This is a genomic window from Phenylobacterium sp. (genome assembly GCF_004297125.1).
In the GTDB taxonomy this organism is placed as follows: Bacteria; Pseudomonadota; Alphaproteobacteria; order Caulobacterales; family Caulobacteraceae; genus Phenylobacterium.
Genome location: NZ_SCVD01000023.1, coordinates 20310 through 33441, shown reverse-complemented (window position 1 = coordinate 33441; position 13132 = coordinate 20310). Strand labels below are relative to the sequence as shown.

Sequence of the window (13132 nt, the reverse complement as noted above, 5' to 3'; positions counted from 1 at the left end):
GGTCGCCGATTTCGGCCTCCATGTCCAGAAACGCCATCGACGCCGCCGGGGACCACTCGGCCGACGAAATCCTCCGATTTACCGGCGTTTCCATGCGCTACGGCCGCGGGCCCGAGGTGCTGAGCGACGTTTCGCTGTCCCTGCCGCGCGGATCCTTCCACTTCGTCACCGGCCCGTCGGGCGCCGGGAAAAGTTCGCTGCTGAAGCTGATCTACCTGGCGGCGCGCCCGTCGGGCGGCTCGGTGCGGCTGTTCGGCGAGGACGTGGCGGCGATGCCGGCGCACGAGCTGCCCCGCACCCGGCGCCGGATCGGGGTGGTGTTCCAGGACCTGCTGCTGCTGGACCACCTGTCGGCGTTCGACAACACCGCGCTTCCCCTGCGCATCGCCGGCCACAAGCCGTCGGAATACCGCAACGACGTGGCCGAGCTCCTGACCTGGGTGGGCCTGGGGGCGCGAATGGAAGCCCTGCCCCCCACCCTGGCCGGGGGCGAGAAGCAGCGGCTGGCCATCGCCCGCGCCGTGGTCAACCGCCCCGAGATCCTGCTGGCGGACGAGCCGACCGGAAACGTCGACCACGAGATGGCGCTGCGCATCTACCGCCTGTTCGTCGAGCTGAACCGGCTGGGCACCACCATCATCATCGCCACCCACGACCAGGACCTGGTCGCCCGCTCGGCGCGCCCGGTGCTGCACCTGGACAAGGGCCGCCTGCGCCCGCTCCCGCCGCAAGGGCCGATGGCGCCCGAGGCGGCCGGATGAGCGAGCCCTTCGACCCCGCCCGCTGGCGGCCGGCCTCGTTCCTGCCGGAGGAGGACGCCCGCGACCCGGCCCTGCTGTTCGTGGTGGCGGTGCTCTGCTTCCTGGCCTGCCTGACCGCGCTGGGCGTGATCGCCGGCAACCGCGCCGCGCAGGACTGGGCCAGCCAGCTCACCGGCGAGGCCACGGTGATCGTCCGCGCCCGCGGCGGCGAGACCCCCGACGCGGCAGCGGCCCGCGCGGCGGAGGCCCTGGCCGGCGTGCCCGGCGTCACCGAGGCCCGGGCGCTGGAGAAGGAGAAGGCCTACGCGCTGATCAAGCCGTGGCTGGGCGACGTCGCCGACCTGGACGACCTGCCCGTGCCGCGCCTGGTGGCCGTGGGCCTGGACCGCAAGGCGCCCGCCACCGCTGCGGCCCTGGACAAGGCGCTGAAGGGCCACGGCCTGGACGCCGTCGTCGACGACCACAGCGTCTGGATCAAGGACATCCGCAAGGCCGCCGGCGTGGTCCGCTGGACGGCCGCCACCCTGCTGCTGCTGATCGCCGGGGCGGCCGCGGCCGTCATCGCCTTCGCCACCCGCGCCGGCCTGGCCGCGCGGCGCGACGTGGTCGAGGTGCTGCACCTGACCGGCGCCGAGGACGCCCAGATCGCCAGTCTGTTCGAGCTGCGCTTCGCCCGCGTGGCCGCCATCTCGGGGGCGGCGGGGGCGGCGGCGGCGGCGGCGCTGGGCGCGATCCTGCGCCTGATGGGCGGCGGCCAGGGGATCACGCCGGCCCTGCCCATCGCCTGGATCGACCTGCTGGCCGTCCTGCCCTGCCCGGTGCTGGCCGCCCTGGTCGCCGCGGTGGCCGCGCGCGTGACGGCCCGGCGGCTGATAAAAGCCCTGTAGAATGGGGCCGCAATGAAGTCGATCGCCGCCTTCCTGGTCGTGGCGCTGATCTGGTTCTCCGGGCTCCTCGCCTTCGCGGGCCGGGTCCAGCACCAGACGCCGGCCCGCGCGCCCATCCCCGCCCAGGGGATCGTGGCCCTGACCGGCGCGGGCTCGAACGAGCGCCTCGGCGCCGCCGTGGGCCTGCTGGAGGACGGCTACGGCAGCCGCGTCCTGGTCTCCGGCGTCAACCGCAAGGCCAGCCGGGAGGACATCCGCAACGTCTCGCGCGCCGTGCGCCGGCTCTACGACTGTTGCGTGGACCTGGGCTTCACCGCCGCCGACACGGTCGGCAACGCCCGCGAGACCGCGGCCTGGGCCCAGGCCATGCGCTACCGCAGCCTGATCGTCGTCACCGCCGACTACCACATGCCCCGCGCCATGCTGGAGCTGAACGCGGTCCTGCGCGGCACCGGGATCACGGCCCAGACCTACGCCGTCCCCACCCGGGCCCTGAAGGACCGGCGCTGGTGGCGCAATCCCGCCGCGGCCCGGTTGATGGTGGTGGAGTATTGCAAGTACCTGGCGATCCTCGGCCGCGAGGCCGTGCTGGGGCTCGGCCCCCGCGAAGCCCCCGCCGCGCAACCCAAGGCCTGACCGTGCAGACCCTCCGATCGACCGTCTACCTGATCCTGTTCAGCGTCTGGACGACGGTGGTCGCGGTCGGCTTCACGCCGATCCTGTTCGGCCCGCGCCGCTGGTCGCACTGGATGTTCAATTTCTGGGGCAAGGGCGTGATCGCCCTGCTGGGCTTGGTGGGCGTGCGGGTGGAGGTGCGCGGCCGCGAGTACATCCCCACCGGCGCGGCCCTGGTGGCGCCCAAGCACCAGTGCATGCTGGACGTCTTCGCCCAGTTCACCTGGCTGCCGGCCAACGCCTTCGTGATGAAGAAGGAACTGGCCTGGATCCCGTGGTTCGGCTGGTACGGGAAGAAGGCCGGGGCGATCGTCATCGACCGCGCCGGCGCCGCCAAGACCATGCGCCAGCTGATCCGCGAGGGGATCGACCGCTTCAAGTGGGGCGCCCAGCTGGTGATCTTCCCGGAAGGCACGCGCCAGCCGATCGGGGCCGCGCCCGACTACAAGCCCGGCATCGCCGCCCTCTACAAGGAGCTGAACGTGCCGGTCTATCCGGTGGCGACCAACGCCGGCGAGCACTGGTCGGCCAAGGGCCTGAAGCTGACGCCCGGCCTCATCGTCTACGAGTACCTCGAGCCGATCCCCCCCGGCCTGAAGCGCGCCGAGTTCATGCGCCTGCTGGAAGAGCGGATCGAGATGAAGTCGAACGAACTGCTGGGGCGCTAGGCGGCTTCCACCATCCCCAGCAACCGCTCCATGCCGGCGTCCCGCACCCGCATCTCGCGCAGGTGCTCGACCAGGTCGCGCAGGTAGTCGACGTTGCGGCCCGACAGCCCCGTGGCCCCGGCGATCAGCTCCGCCTGCCGCTCCGGCGTCAGCGCCCCCGCCCACTGCGGGTGGTGGACGTCCGACAGGAAGCACAGCGCCTCGACCCGGCGTCCGTCATCCAGCCGGACGGGCCGCCGCGCCTCGATGTAGGTCTCCGTCGGCTGCTCGCGGTCCAGCAGGTAGGCGTAGACCTCCGCCCAATCCTGCTCCGCCACCCGGTAGACCGCGCCCCGGCACGCCCCGCCCGGCGCCAGGCCCAGCACCAGGCCCGGCCGCTCGTGGGTGCCGCGGTGGTGGACGGAATAGATGCAGAAGGCCCGGCGACGTCCGTGTAAGGTGGCGCCTCGCCGCTCCGCGAACGGGAACCCTGGCCGCCACATCAGCGATCCGTAGCCGAAGACCCAGCGTTCCGACGCCATTCCACCCCTCGAACAAGTCCCGAATGTCTGTGCCCGATCCGACCGCGCCCCGCAAACTGAGCCGCCTGCGCCTCTACATCACCTTTGGCCTGTTCCTGGCCTTCGTCCTCGCCTGGACGGCCGCCTGGATCTGGGCGCGCAGCGAGGTCAAGGCGCGGATGGACGCCGGCGCCGCGACGCTGAAGGCGGCCGGCTACGAGGTGGCGTGGAAGGACCGGGCCATCGGCGGCTATCCCTTCCGGCTGAACGTGACCCTCACCGAGGCGCGCATCCGCGACCGCTCGGGCTGGGCCCTGGAAGCGCCGGAGCTGGAGGGCCAGGCGTTCATGCACGCGCCCACCACCTGGATCCTCGCCGCGCCCCAGGGCGTCACCTTCGTGCGGCCGGTGGGCGGGCCGGTGCGGGTCGGCGGCAAGTCGATCCGCGCCAGCCTAAGCCACTTCCAGAACACCCCGCCCAATGTCTCCTTCGAGGGCTCCGGCCTGACGTTCCAGCCTGCGGCGGGCGCCCAGCCCTTCGGCCTGCAGGCCGCCGAGCACGTCGAGTTCCACCTGCGTCAGGCCCCCAGCGAGGTGGGCGACGAGGCCGGGGTCTGGTTCTCGGTCAAGGACGGCAAGGCGCGGCTTTCCGGCCTGCTGGGCCGCATCGCGGGCGAGAAACCGATCTCCATCGAATGGGACGGCCGGGTGTCTAAAATCAGCGCCTTCCATGGCCGCGATTGGCCTGGCGCCGTCCGGAACTGGACCAACGCCGGAGGCCAGATGAGCGTCAAGCGGGGCGGGCTCACGGCCGGCGACGCGGTGATCGGCGCCAACTCCGGCACGCTGCGCGTCGGGATCGACGGGCGGCTGGCCGGCGTGCTGGACGTCTCGTTGCGCCAGGCGCCTCGCGCCCTGAACGCCATGGGTTCGACCGGGGCCATCCCGCAGGATCGCGCCGAGGCCGCCGCCGCCGTCACCGTAGCCCGGCAGGAGGGCGACCTGGCCCGCGCCACCCTCAATTTCGAGGCCGGCCAGACCACGCTCGGCCCCGTCGCCCTGGCGCCTGCGCCAAAGGTGTACGAACCCAATTAGCTGGGCCATGCTGGCTCATGGCCTCGCTCTACGATCGCTTCGTCCTGCCCAAGCTGCTGAAGTGCGCCTGCTCGGCGCCGCCGATGATGAAGCAACGGGCGAAAGTCGTGCCGAGGGCGGAGGGGCGCGTGCTGGAACTGGGCATCGGCATGGGCCTGAACCTGGCCCTCTACGACCCCGACAAGGTCACCAGCGTCACCGGGGTGGATCCCGCGCCCGAACTGCGCGCCATCGCGGAGGCTGCGCCGCGGGACCCGCGGCTTTCGGTAAAGGTCGAGGAAGGAACGGCCGAGGCCCTGCCTTTCGAGGACGCCGGCTTCGACTGCGTGGTCTGCACCTTCACGCTCTGCTCCGTGCAGGCGCCGGCCAAGGCCCTGGCGGAGGCGCGACGGGTCCTGAAGCCCGGCGGGCGGTTCCTGTACTGCGAGCATGGTCTTGCGCCCGACCCTGGCGTCGCCAAGTGGCAGCGGCGGATCGAACCGGTCTGGAAAGCCATCGCCGGCGGCTGCCACCTGACCCGCCCCGTCACCACGGCCATCGAGGCCGCCGGCTTCAAGGTCGGGCGTCGCGACAGCATGTACATCCCGGGCACGCCCCGGTTCGCCGGCTGGAACGAGTGGGGCGAGGCCGCCCCTTAAGCTCCGCTCAGTTGAGCGATTGCGTCACCGGCAGGGCGAACGCCCGGAACCGGCTGGGCAGGCGCATCGCCGCGCGGGTCGCCTCCCGGATGTTGATGAACTGCTGGGCCAGGTCCGACGCTTCCGTCCAGACCCCATGCGCCCCATCGGCGAGATACTCGAGCCCATCCGTCTTGGTGCGGGCTACAACAACGGAAGACGCCATCGGCTTGTCTCCATCGGCCGGCGTCCCGTTTTGGTCCGCCTAACGTGTTACGCAACAAGCCTCGTGCCAGACGCAGAAGCGCCCGCCGGGGATGGTTGGACCGCGCCGCGTTCGCGGAACGCTCGCCTTCCGGGCTCGAATCTGATTCGATTCCGCCTTGTCCGGCGGAGAGGCGCGCCATGGTCCCGGTGAACTACACGGTCGACTTCATCGACGGCGTCTGGAAGGTCGGTCTGAACGGCAGGCACTTCGGGCCCTATTCGACCCTGGACACCGCCGTGGCCGCCGCCAGCAACGCCGCGCACAAGGCCGAAGCCCAGGGCTACGACGCCTTCCTGACGATCAACACGCCGCCCCAGCCGGCCGAGGCGGAGACGCCGGAGGCCGAGGAACGCGCCGCCTGAGCCGCCGGCGCTCGTGGTGCGCTACGTCGCTCTTCTCTACAGCATCACGCTCAGCCGGGAGCGGCGGCTGAAGATGGCCGACTGGCTTCATGTGCTGGAGGGCGTCGGCGTAGAGCGGCCGCGCACGCTCCTCTCCACCGGCAACGCGGTCTTCGACGCCGAGGGCGCGGGCATCCGCAAGCTGGAGCGCCGGTTGGAAGACGCGTTCGAACAGGCCTTCGGGCGGCGCATCGACACCATCGTCCGCACCGCCGCCGCCTTCCGGAAGCTGGCGGCCGCCAACCCGTTTCCGGACGAGACCGCCCGCGATCCTGGCCATGTCGCCGTGCGGATGATGCGCGAGCCGATCGGGGACGCCGCCTTCGCGGCCCTGGCCGAGCGCGCCAGCCCGCGGGAGAAGGTCGCCCTGGTCGACGGCGACCTGTGGATCTACACGCCCGAACCGCCTGGCAAGTCGCGCGTGGTCGCGATGCTCTCCAGGGAACGCTCCGGCGTCGGCACGATCCGCGCCTGGAGCACGGTGCGCCGGATCGGCGAAATGCTGGAAGACTGAGGGAAAATCGCGCGACGGGCGCCCTGGTGGCGGGGGGCGGACTTGAACCGCCGACCTGTGGGTTATGAATCCACCGCTCTAACCAGCTGAGCTACCCAGCCACATCAGGGCGCCCGACGCGCGAGGCGCGGGTTATAGGGGCAGATACGGCGCGCTTCAAGCGCTTGGGCGAATGGGCGGGAGCCGTTAGGGTCGCACCTCGATGAGCGTCCTCCACCTCCTGGGAACGGCCGGCGAAGGCGGGGCTGAGACGTACTTCGTCGACCTCGTCGAGGCCTTGAAGCGCGCGGGGCTGGCCGAGGCCGCCGTCATCCGCGCCAATCCCGCCCGCGAGGCGCGGCTCCGCAAGGCCGGCGTGCCGGTGAAGGTGCTGCGGTTTGGCGGTCCGTTCGACATCCTGACCAAGCCGGCGGCCTCCGGCTTTGCAGCCCTTCAGAAGACCACGGTGGCCCTGGCCTGGATGAACCGCGCCGCGCGCCATACCCCGCGCGGGCCCTGGGCGCGGATCGGGCGGCTGGGGGGCTACTACAGCCTGAAATACTACAAGGGCTTCGACCACTTGGTGGCCAACACCGAAGACATCGCCGACTGGATCGTGGGCCAGGGCTGGCCGGCGGGACGGGTGACCTGCATCCCCAACTTCGCCGCCGCGCCGCCGGATGCCGGGCCGGTGGACCGCGCCGCCCTCGACACCCCCGAGGACGCGCCCCTGCTGCTGGCCATGGGCCGGCTCCACGAGAACAAGGCCCACGACGTGAGCCTCCAGGCGCTGGCCCAGCTTCCGGAGGCCTTCCTCTGGATCGCCGGCGTCGGTCCGCTGGAGGCCAAGCTGAAGGGCATGGCCGAGGCGCTGGGCGTGGCGAACCGGGTCCGCTTCCTGGGCTGGCGCACCGACGCCTCGGCGCTCTACCGGACCGCCGACGTCTGCGTCTTCCCTTCGCGCTTCGAGCCCTTGGGCAATGTGGTGATCCAGAGCTGGGCCCACGGCCTGCCGGTGATCGCCGCCGACAGCCAGGGCCCCAAGGCGCTGATCCAGGACGGCGGCGACGGCCTGCTGGTCCCGGTCGACGACGCCAACGCCCTGGCCGCCGGCGTGCGGCGCCTGCTGGCCGAGCCCATGCTGCGCGCGCGCCTGGCCGCCGCGGGCGGGGCCAGGGTGGAGGCCGAATTCTCGGAGGCCGCCGTCGTCGCCCAGTGGAAGGCGCTGTTCGCCGATTACGGAGCCGGCTGATGTGCGGCATCGCCGGGCAGCTCGGGGGAGCGGAGGATGCTCCCGTCGAGACCATGATCCGCGCCCTGACCCATCGGGGGCCGGACGGCGTGCGGCTGGAGACGATGGCGGGGGCCGCGCTGGCCCACGCACGCCTCTCGATCATCGACCTGGAGGGCGGCTGGCAACCGCTGCACGCCGCCGGCGGGACGGTGATCGGCAACGGCGAGATCTATAACTACGTCGAGCTGGCCAGGGATTTCGGCCTCTCGACGGCCACCGGCTCGGACTTCGAACCCCTGCTGCACCTCTACGCCCGCGAGGGCGAGGCGGCCTTCGACCGGCTGCGCGGCATGTACGCCCTCTGCTTGATCGGTCCGGACGGCCGCTCCTGGCTGGCTCGCGACCCGTTCGGCATCAAGCCGCTCTACATCATGGAGCACGATGGGGGCCTGGCCTTCGCCTCCGAACCCCGCGCCTTCTTCGCCGCCGGCCTGATGCGGAAGGTCCTGGACGAAGGCGCCGCCCGCGAACTGATCGACCTGAACTACGTCCTCGGCGAACGCACGCCCTTCCTGGGCCTCCGCCGCCTGGCCCCCGGCGAGGTGGTCGAGGTCCGCGACGGCCGGATCGTGAGCGGGCATCGACGAAGCCCGCTCCTCCCTCGTCCCGCAGACGACGGCGGAGGTGGCTCGGCGCGCCAGCGACGAGACGGAGGGGGCGCCAAGCCCCAAACGCCGAGTTCGCCGCTTCACGCCCCCTCCATCGCCCACCGGGTCGCTCGCGACCCAGCGCTTCCTCGCCGCACCCCCGCGCTCTTCGGAGCGGGGGAGGAGCGAGGCCTACTTGCCCAACTCGACGCCGTCCTCGAAGACAGCGTCCGCGTTCACCAGCGCTCGGACGTGCCCTACGGCCTGTTCCTGTCCGGCGGGATCGATAGCGCCGCCATCGCCACCCTCATGTCCCGCCTCAACGAGCGGCCCGTCACCGCCTTCACCTGCGGCTTCGACGCCCCGGGCGCCAAGGACGAGCGGGCCCAGGCCGAGAAGGTCGCCCGGGCCCTGAACCTGGACTGGCGCGAGACTGCGTTCGGCGAAGCGGACTTCTGGCGCATCCTGCCTGAGGTCGCCTGGGTGCTGGACGACCCCACCGCCGACTACGCCGTCCTGCCCACCTACAAGCTGGCCGAGGCCGCCAAGGGCACGCTCACCGTCGTGCTCACCGGCGAGGGCGGCGACGAGCTCTTCGGCGGCTACGGCCGCTACCGCCGGGCGCTCAGGCCCAGGCTGCTGGGCGGCCGTCCGGCCGAGCCGCGCGGCGCCCGGCCCGAGGTGCTGGCCGCCTGGCGCGAGCAGGCGCGGGCGCCTCTGGGTCTCACCGCCCTGCAGAGCGCCCAATGGGCCGACGCGGTGACTTGGCTGCCCAACGACCTGCTGCTGAAGCTGGACCGCTGCCTGATGGCGCAGGGGCTGGAGGGGCGCACGCCGTTCCTGGACCGCGACGTCGCCGCCTTCGCCTGGCCGCTGGCCGACCGCTTCAAGGTGCGGGGCGGCTACGGCAAGTGGTTGTTGCGCAAGTGGCTTGAGCGGGCCTGCCCGGCGGCCGATCCCTGGGCGAAGAAACAGGGCTTCACCGTCCCGGTGGAAGCCTGGATCGCCCCCCGCGCCGGGGACATCCGCTCGGGCCTGGGCAAGGTGGACGCGGTGCGTCGCCTGGGCGGTCCAGGAGACACGGCGCTCTGGCCCTGGCTATTCTTCGGGATCTGGGCCCTGATCCATCTGGAGGACGCCGCGCCCGCCGACGCGTTGCGCGCCGTCGTGGGCGAGATTTGAGGGGATGGCGATGAGGTCCTGGATGCTGGCGGCCTGCGCCGCCCTCGCGATCGGTTGCGGCGCGGAGGCCCAGACCAGGCCGCCCGCCGCCATCTACGCCGACCCGCCGGCCGACAAGGCGAACCCCGCCCGCTCCGAGGTCCTGCACATCCCGAGCGGCGGGGTGCAGATCAACGGGCTGGCCTACCTCGCGGCCGGCCCCGGCGCCCATCCGACCGTCGTCCTGCTGCACGGCCTGCCCGGCAACGAGAAGAACCTCGACCTGGCCCAGGCCCTGCGGCGCGGCGGCTGGAACGTCGTCACCTTCAACTACCGCGGCTCCTGGGGCAGTCCCGGGACTTTCAGCTTCAAGGGCAATCTCGACGACGCCAAGGCCGTGCTGGCCTACCTGCGGACGCCTGCCAACGCCGCCGCCCTGAGGATCGCCCCCGAACGGCTGGTGATCATGGGGCACAGCATGGGCGCCTGGGTGACATCGCAAGTCGCGGCTGGCGATGCCGCGCTTGCAGGCGCGGCCCTCATCTCGGCCGCCGACATGGGCAAGCGCGCCGGAAACCCGATCGAGCGGAACACGAACCTCGCGGCCCAGAACATGGAGAGCCTCGCCGGCGTGACGGCCCAGAGCATGGCGCGTGAAATGGCGGAGCTCGGACCGTACACCTTCGCCGCCGCCGCTCCCGGACTGACGAAGGTCCCCCTGCTCGTGCTCACGTCGGACGATGGCCTTGCGCCAGACGCGCAGGCTCTGGTGATGGACGTCAAGCGGCGCGGCGGGCGGGTGAAGGTCGTCCACGTCGCCAGCGACCACGGCTGGAACACCGCCCGTATCCGCTTGCAGACAGAGATCCTGGCCTGGCTCGGGACGCTGCCGAAATAGTCAGGCCGGCTCGCCGACCTTCCCGTACTTGCGGCCCAACTCCGCCGTCACGGCCTCGAATTCCTCGACCGTCTCGCGGATGATCTGGGCGACCGGCTTCACGCTGTCGATCCGCCCCGCCACCTGGCCCGACAGCGCGATGGCCGCCTCCATGTCGCCCCCGAAGTAGAGGGCCAGGGCGTTTGCCATCTCCGCCATGATGTTCGGCGGCGGGTCGAGTTCGAAGCGCGTGGTCTTCTCGGTGCGCAGCGCCCGGAGCGCCGGGCCCGGGCCCTGGCGGTTCAGGAAGACGGTGTCCGTCTCCTTGGCGTTCACGATCATGTCCTTCCAGTTCTGGTGGACCGGGCTCTCGGCGGCGGAGACCATCCGCGTCCCCATCTGCACCGCCTCGGCGCCGAGCGCGAAGGCCGCGGCCATGGAGCGGCCGTCGGTGATACCGCCCGCCGCGATCACCGGGAGGTCGGTCTTCGAGCAGACCAGCGGCAGCAGGACCATGGTCGCCACGTCGCGGCTGTTCTTGAACCCGCCGCCCTCGCCGCCTTCCACCACCAGGCCGTCGACGCCCGCCGCGATGGCCTTCTCCGCCGCCGCCAGGTTCGGCACGACATGGAAGACGGTCAGGCCCTTGGACTTCAGCGCCTCGCAGTACTTGTTGGGATCGCCCGCCGAGGTGGTGACGAACTTCACGCCCTGGTCCGCCACGAAGCTCACGATGTCCGGGTCGCGCACGAAGGCCTGGGCGACGTTGATGCCCCACGGCTTGTCCGTGAGGGTCTTCATCTTCTTCACCTCCTCGCGCACCTCGTCGAGGCGGCCGGAGGAAGTCTCGATGATGCCGAGGCCGCCGGCGTTGGAGACGGCGCTGGCCAGCTGGGCCCGGGCGATCCAGCCCATCGGCGCCTGGACGATAGGGTACTTCACCCCCAGCAGGTCGGTGATGCGATTCTTCATGGCGCGGTTCTCCCTGGGACCTGACTATCGCCATTCCCGGGCGGAATTCAAACGCCCGTTTGGAGCCCCAGACGAACCGCCACCTCTTCCCCGATCGCCAGTGAAGACGTGAGGCCGGGACTCTCGATCCCGAACAGGGCCACTAGGCCCGGCAACCCGTGGATCTCGGAGGCGTCGAGCCGGAAGTCTGGCTGGGCCTCTCCGGGGCCATGGATCTTAGGCCGCACGCCAGCGTAGTCGGGGCTGAGCGCCCCGTCCGGCAGGCCAGGCCAGAACTTGCGAATGTAGGTGTAAAAGGCCGGCGCCGCCGACGGATCGACCGTGTAGTCCGGCTCGTCGACATAGTTCAGGTCCGGCCCGAACACCCCCTGCCCGCCCAGGTCCCGCCGATAGTGGGTGCCCAGCGCGCCCGGGATCGGCGGCGGATAGATCAGCCGCGCGAACGGCGCCTTGCCCATCAGCCGGAAGTACATTCCCTTGCCGAAATGGGCCTCGGGGATCACCTCCCTGGGGAATCCGTCGATCTCGGCGGCCACATGCTGGGCCGACAGTCCGGGGGCGGTCACCAGATAACGGCAGGTAAGCACCGTCGGCTCCGCGCCGCCGGCCCGCACCGAGAAGCCGCCGCCGTCTAGCGGGCTCGCGCCCTCGAACGGCGTCGCCAGCACCACCGCACCGCCGGCGGCCTCGATCTCGCCCTGCAGGGCCAGCATGTAGGCGTGGCTTTCGAACACCCCGCTCTGCGGCGACAACAGCGCGCCCTCGCAGGCGAGCTCCGGCTCCAAGGCCAGCGCCTGGGCCTTGGTCAGCGTCTCCATGCCCTCGACGTCGTTCTCGCGCGCCTGGGACAGGATGGCTTCAAGGCGTTCCAGGTCATCGACACTCTCGGCCACCACGAGCTTGCCGCAGCGGTCGTACTCGACGTGGTGGCCGTCGCAGAAGGCGTACAGCATTCGCCGGCCCTCGACGCAGAGCCGCGCCTTCAGCGAGCCGGTCGGGTAGTAGAGGCCGCCGTGGATCACCTCGGAGTTGCGCGAGGACACGCCCTGGCCGATAGCCACGTCCTTCTCCAGAACCGCCACCGTCAGACCGCGCCGCGACAGCGCGTACCCGCACGCCAGCCCGACGGCGCCTGCACCCACGACCACCGCGTCAAAGTCGAATTCGGCCATGCCCTGGCCTAGCGCGTCGCACCCCGGCTTGTCATCAGGCGCCCAGGAAGTGGAGCCGCACGGTCTCGCGGAACATCAGCGCCTGCCGGCTGATGGCGGTGGGGTCGCCCAGCGCCTTCGCCAGCGTCATGCCGCCATAGGTGAAAGCCAGGATCGCGTCGGCGAGATCCGCGAGCTCGGCCTTGCCCTTGGGCGGATAGACCACGGCGATCTCCTCCAGCCAGCCGATGAAGCGGCCGCGCCAGTTCAGCACGCTGTCGATGGTGAGCTGGCGGGTCTCGCGGTCCCACGACCGATCCTGGAAGGTCACCGTGGCCACCATGCAGCCAGGGTGGGCGTAGACCAGCTCACGCATCGCCTCGGCGTACAGTTTGAGGAAGATCAGGAAGCTGTGCAGCGGGTCGTCGCTGAGCTCGCGGGCGCGGCCGGCCATCTCGTCGAGGAACCGCGCGTTCTCGCCGGTGTAGCGCTCGATCAGCTGGCGTGCGAGGTCGGCCTTGTCCTTGAAGTGGTAGAAGAACCCGCTCTTGGTGATGCCCGCGGCCTCGACCAGTTCCTCGATCGAGGTGGCCGCGAACCCCTTCCGGATCACCGCCTCATAGGTGATGTCGAGGATGCGTTCGCGGGTGCGTTCGCCCTTGGTGCGGGGTTCCGACTGCACCGCCGGTGCAGTTTCTTCGGAAGTCTGGGTCGTCATCGCTGCGC

At 71.2% G+C, this 13132-nt stretch carries 16 protein-coding genes and 1 tRNA gene; 11 read left to right on the top strand and 6 right to left on the bottom strand.

Features of this window, described 5'->3' with window-relative positions:
• Positions 1–20 precede the first annotated feature (20 nt).
• Genes ftsE through EPO51_RS15720 form a run of 4 tightly spaced genes read left to right on the top strand, consistent with a single transcriptional unit; the run spans position 21 to position 2991 of the window.
• A complete protein-coding gene (gene ftsE, locus EPO51_RS15735) occupies positions 21–761 on the top strand; it encodes a cell division ATP-binding protein FtsE (RefSeq protein WP_293352218.1) in 741 nt (246 codons plus the stop codon).
• Complete coding sequence (locus EPO51_RS15730) at positions 758–1648, top strand: cell division protein FtsX (RefSeq protein WP_293352216.1); 891 nt, start codon at positions 758–760, stop codon at positions 1646–1648. Before ftsE ends, EPO51_RS15730 begins: the two co-directional genes overlap by 4 nt.
• Positions 1649–1660: 12 nt before the next feature.
• The gene (locus tag EPO51_RS15725; RefSeq protein ID WP_293352214.1) at positions 1661–2284 is read left to right on the top strand and encodes a YdcF family protein; all 624 of its coding nucleotides are present in this window, start codon (positions 1661–1663) and stop codon (positions 2282–2284) included.
• A gap of 2 nt (positions 2285–2286) precedes the next feature.
• Positions 2287–2991, top strand: a complete 705-nt coding sequence (locus EPO51_RS15720) for a lysophospholipid acyltransferase family protein (protein WP_293352212.1) — start codon at positions 2287–2289, stop codon at positions 2989–2991.
• On the opposite strand, the gene EPO51_RS15715 is transcribed toward EPO51_RS15720, so the two are convergent.
• Complete coding sequence (locus EPO51_RS15715) at positions 2988–3512, bottom strand: gamma-glutamylcyclotransferase (RefSeq protein ID WP_293352210.1); 525 nt, start codon at positions 3510–3512, stop codon at positions 2988–2990. The two genes, EPO51_RS15720 and EPO51_RS15715, sit on opposite strands and share 4 nt — an antisense overlap.
• 23 nt (positions 3513–3535) lie before the next feature.
• Between EPO51_RS15715 and EPO51_RS15710 the strand changes: the two genes are divergently transcribed.
• Positions 3536–4585: a DUF2125 domain-containing protein gene (locus tag EPO51_RS15710; RefSeq protein ID WP_293352208.1), complete on the top strand. Its 1050-nt coding sequence runs from the start codon at positions 3536–3538 to the stop codon at positions 4583–4585.
• A gap of 17 nt (positions 4586–4602) precedes the next feature.
• On the top strand, positions 4603–5223 hold the full coding sequence (locus EPO51_RS15705) for a class I SAM-dependent methyltransferase (RefSeq protein ID WP_293352206.1): 621 nt from the start codon (positions 4603–4605) through the stop codon (positions 5221–5223).
• A 7-nt stretch (positions 5224–5230) separates the two neighbouring features.
• On the opposite strand, the gene EPO51_RS15700 is transcribed toward EPO51_RS15705, so the two are convergent.
• Positions 5231–5428, bottom strand: coding sequence for a hypothetical protein (locus tag EPO51_RS15700; protein ID WP_293352204.1), 198 nt, complete (start codon positions 5426–5428; stop codon positions 5231–5233).
• 179 nt (positions 5429–5607) lie between these two features.
• Here EPO51_RS15700 and EPO51_RS15695 point away from each other — a divergent pair, with 179 nt between their 5' ends.
• Complete coding sequence (locus EPO51_RS15695; protein WP_293352202.1) at positions 5608–5832, top strand: hypothetical protein; 225 nt, start codon at positions 5608–5610, stop codon at positions 5830–5832.
• Between the two features lie 16 nt (positions 5833–5848).
• Positions 5849–6385: a DUF1697 domain-containing protein gene (locus tag EPO51_RS15690; RefSeq protein WP_293352200.1), complete on the top strand. Its 537-nt coding sequence runs from the start codon at positions 5849–5851 to the stop codon at positions 6383–6385.
• A gap of 24 nt (positions 6386–6409) precedes the next feature.
• Here the strand turns inward: EPO51_RS15690 and EPO51_RS15685 are convergent.
• Positions 6410–6486: transfer RNA gene (locus EPO51_RS15685), tRNA-Met, on the bottom strand.
• A gap of 101 nt (positions 6487–6587) precedes the next feature.
• On the opposite strand from EPO51_RS15685, the gene EPO51_RS15680 reads away from it, so the two are divergent.
• From EPO51_RS15680 to EPO51_RS15670, 3 genes are read left to right on the top strand one after another with little or no spacing between them, the layout of a single operon-like run.
• Positions 6588–7616: a glycosyltransferase gene (locus EPO51_RS15680; protein ID WP_293352198.1), complete on the top strand. Its 1029-nt coding sequence runs from the start codon at positions 6588–6590 to the stop codon at positions 7614–7616.
• Positions 7616–9427, top strand: coding sequence for an asparagine synthetase B family protein (locus EPO51_RS15675; protein ID WP_293352196.1), 1812 nt, complete (start codon positions 7616–7618; stop codon positions 9425–9427). Before EPO51_RS15680 ends, EPO51_RS15675 begins: the two co-directional genes overlap by 1 nt.
• 10 nt (positions 9428–9437) lie before the next feature.
• Positions 9438–10304 (top strand): alpha/beta hydrolase family protein, encoded by an 867-nt coding sequence (locus EPO51_RS15670; RefSeq protein WP_293352194.1) that lies wholly within the window; start codon positions 9438–9440, stop codon positions 10302–10304.
• On the opposite strand, the gene EPO51_RS15665 is transcribed toward EPO51_RS15670, so the two are convergent.
• Genes EPO51_RS15665 through EPO51_RS15655 form a run of 3 tightly spaced genes read right to left on the bottom strand, consistent with a single transcriptional unit; the run spans position 10305 to position 13124 of the window.
• Positions 10305–11255: an NAD(P)H-dependent flavin oxidoreductase gene (locus EPO51_RS15665; protein WP_293352192.1), complete on the bottom strand. Its 951-nt coding sequence runs from the start codon at positions 11253–11255 to the stop codon at positions 10305–10307.
• Between the two features lie 47 nt (positions 11256–11302).
• The gene (locus EPO51_RS15660) at positions 11303–12427 is read right to left on the bottom strand and encodes an NAD(P)/FAD-dependent oxidoreductase (protein WP_293352190.1); all 1125 of its coding nucleotides are present in this window, start codon (positions 12425–12427) and stop codon (positions 11303–11305) included.
• Positions 12428–12461: 34 nt separating this feature from the next.
• Entirely contained in the window at positions 12462–13124 is a 663-nt protein-coding gene (locus tag EPO51_RS15655) for a TetR/AcrR family transcriptional regulator (protein WP_293352188.1), read from the bottom strand.
• Between the last annotated feature and the right edge of the window lie 8 nt (positions 13125–13132).

Excerpts from the sequence above, each read along its gene's own strand:
- EPO51_RS15705 (WP_293352206.1), top strand. The coding sequence starts at position 4,603 with ATGGCCTCGCTCTACGATCGCTTCGTCCTGCCCAAGCTGCTGAAGTGC.
- EPO51_RS15660 (WP_293352190.1), bottom strand. The coding sequence starts at position 12,427 with ATGGCCGAATTCGACTTTGACGCGGTGGTCGTGGGTGCAGGCGCCGTC.
- EPO51_RS15710 (WP_293352208.1), top strand. The coding sequence starts at position 3,536 with ATGTCTGTGCCCGATCCGACCGCGCCCCGCAAACTGAGCCGCCTGCGC.
- EPO51_RS15655 (WP_293352188.1), bottom strand. The coding sequence starts at position 13,124 with ATGACGACCCAGACTTCCGAAGAAACTGCACCGGCGGTGCAGTCGGAA.
- ftsE (WP_293352218.1), top strand. The coding sequence starts at position 21 with ATGTCCAGAAACGCCATCGACGCCGCCGGGGACCACTCGGCCGACGAA.
- EPO51_RS15680 (WP_293352198.1), top strand. The coding sequence starts at position 6,588 with ATGAGCGTCCTCCACCTCCTGGGAACGGCCGGCGAAGGCGGGGCTGAG.
- EPO51_RS15700 (WP_293352204.1), bottom strand. The coding sequence starts at position 5,428 with ATGGCGTCTTCCGTTGTTGTAGCCCGCACCAAGACGGATGGGCTCGAG.
- EPO51_RS15725 (WP_293352214.1), top strand. The coding sequence starts at position 1,661 with ATGAAGTCGATCGCCGCCTTCCTGGTCGTGGCGCTGATCTGGTTCTCC.
- EPO51_RS15675 (WP_293352196.1), top strand. The coding sequence starts at position 7,616 with ATGTGCGGCATCGCCGGGCAGCTCGGGGGAGCGGAGGATGCTCCCGTC.
- EPO51_RS15670 (WP_293352194.1), top strand. The coding sequence starts at position 9,438 with ATGAGGTCCTGGATGCTGGCGGCCTGCGCCGCCCTCGCGATCGGTTGC.
- EPO51_RS15730 (WP_293352216.1), top strand. The coding sequence starts at position 758 with ATGAGCGAGCCCTTCGACCCCGCCCGCTGGCGGCCGGCCTCGTTCCTG.
- EPO51_RS15695 (WP_293352202.1), top strand. The coding sequence starts at position 5,608 with ATGGTCCCGGTGAACTACACGGTCGACTTCATCGACGGCGTCTGGAAG.
- EPO51_RS15715 (WP_293352210.1), bottom strand. The coding sequence starts at position 3,512 with ATGGCGTCGGAACGCTGGGTCTTCGGCTACGGATCGCTGATGTGGCGG.
- EPO51_RS15665 (WP_293352192.1), bottom strand. The coding sequence starts at position 11,255 with ATGAAGAATCGCATCACCGACCTGCTGGGGGTGAAGTACCCTATCGTC.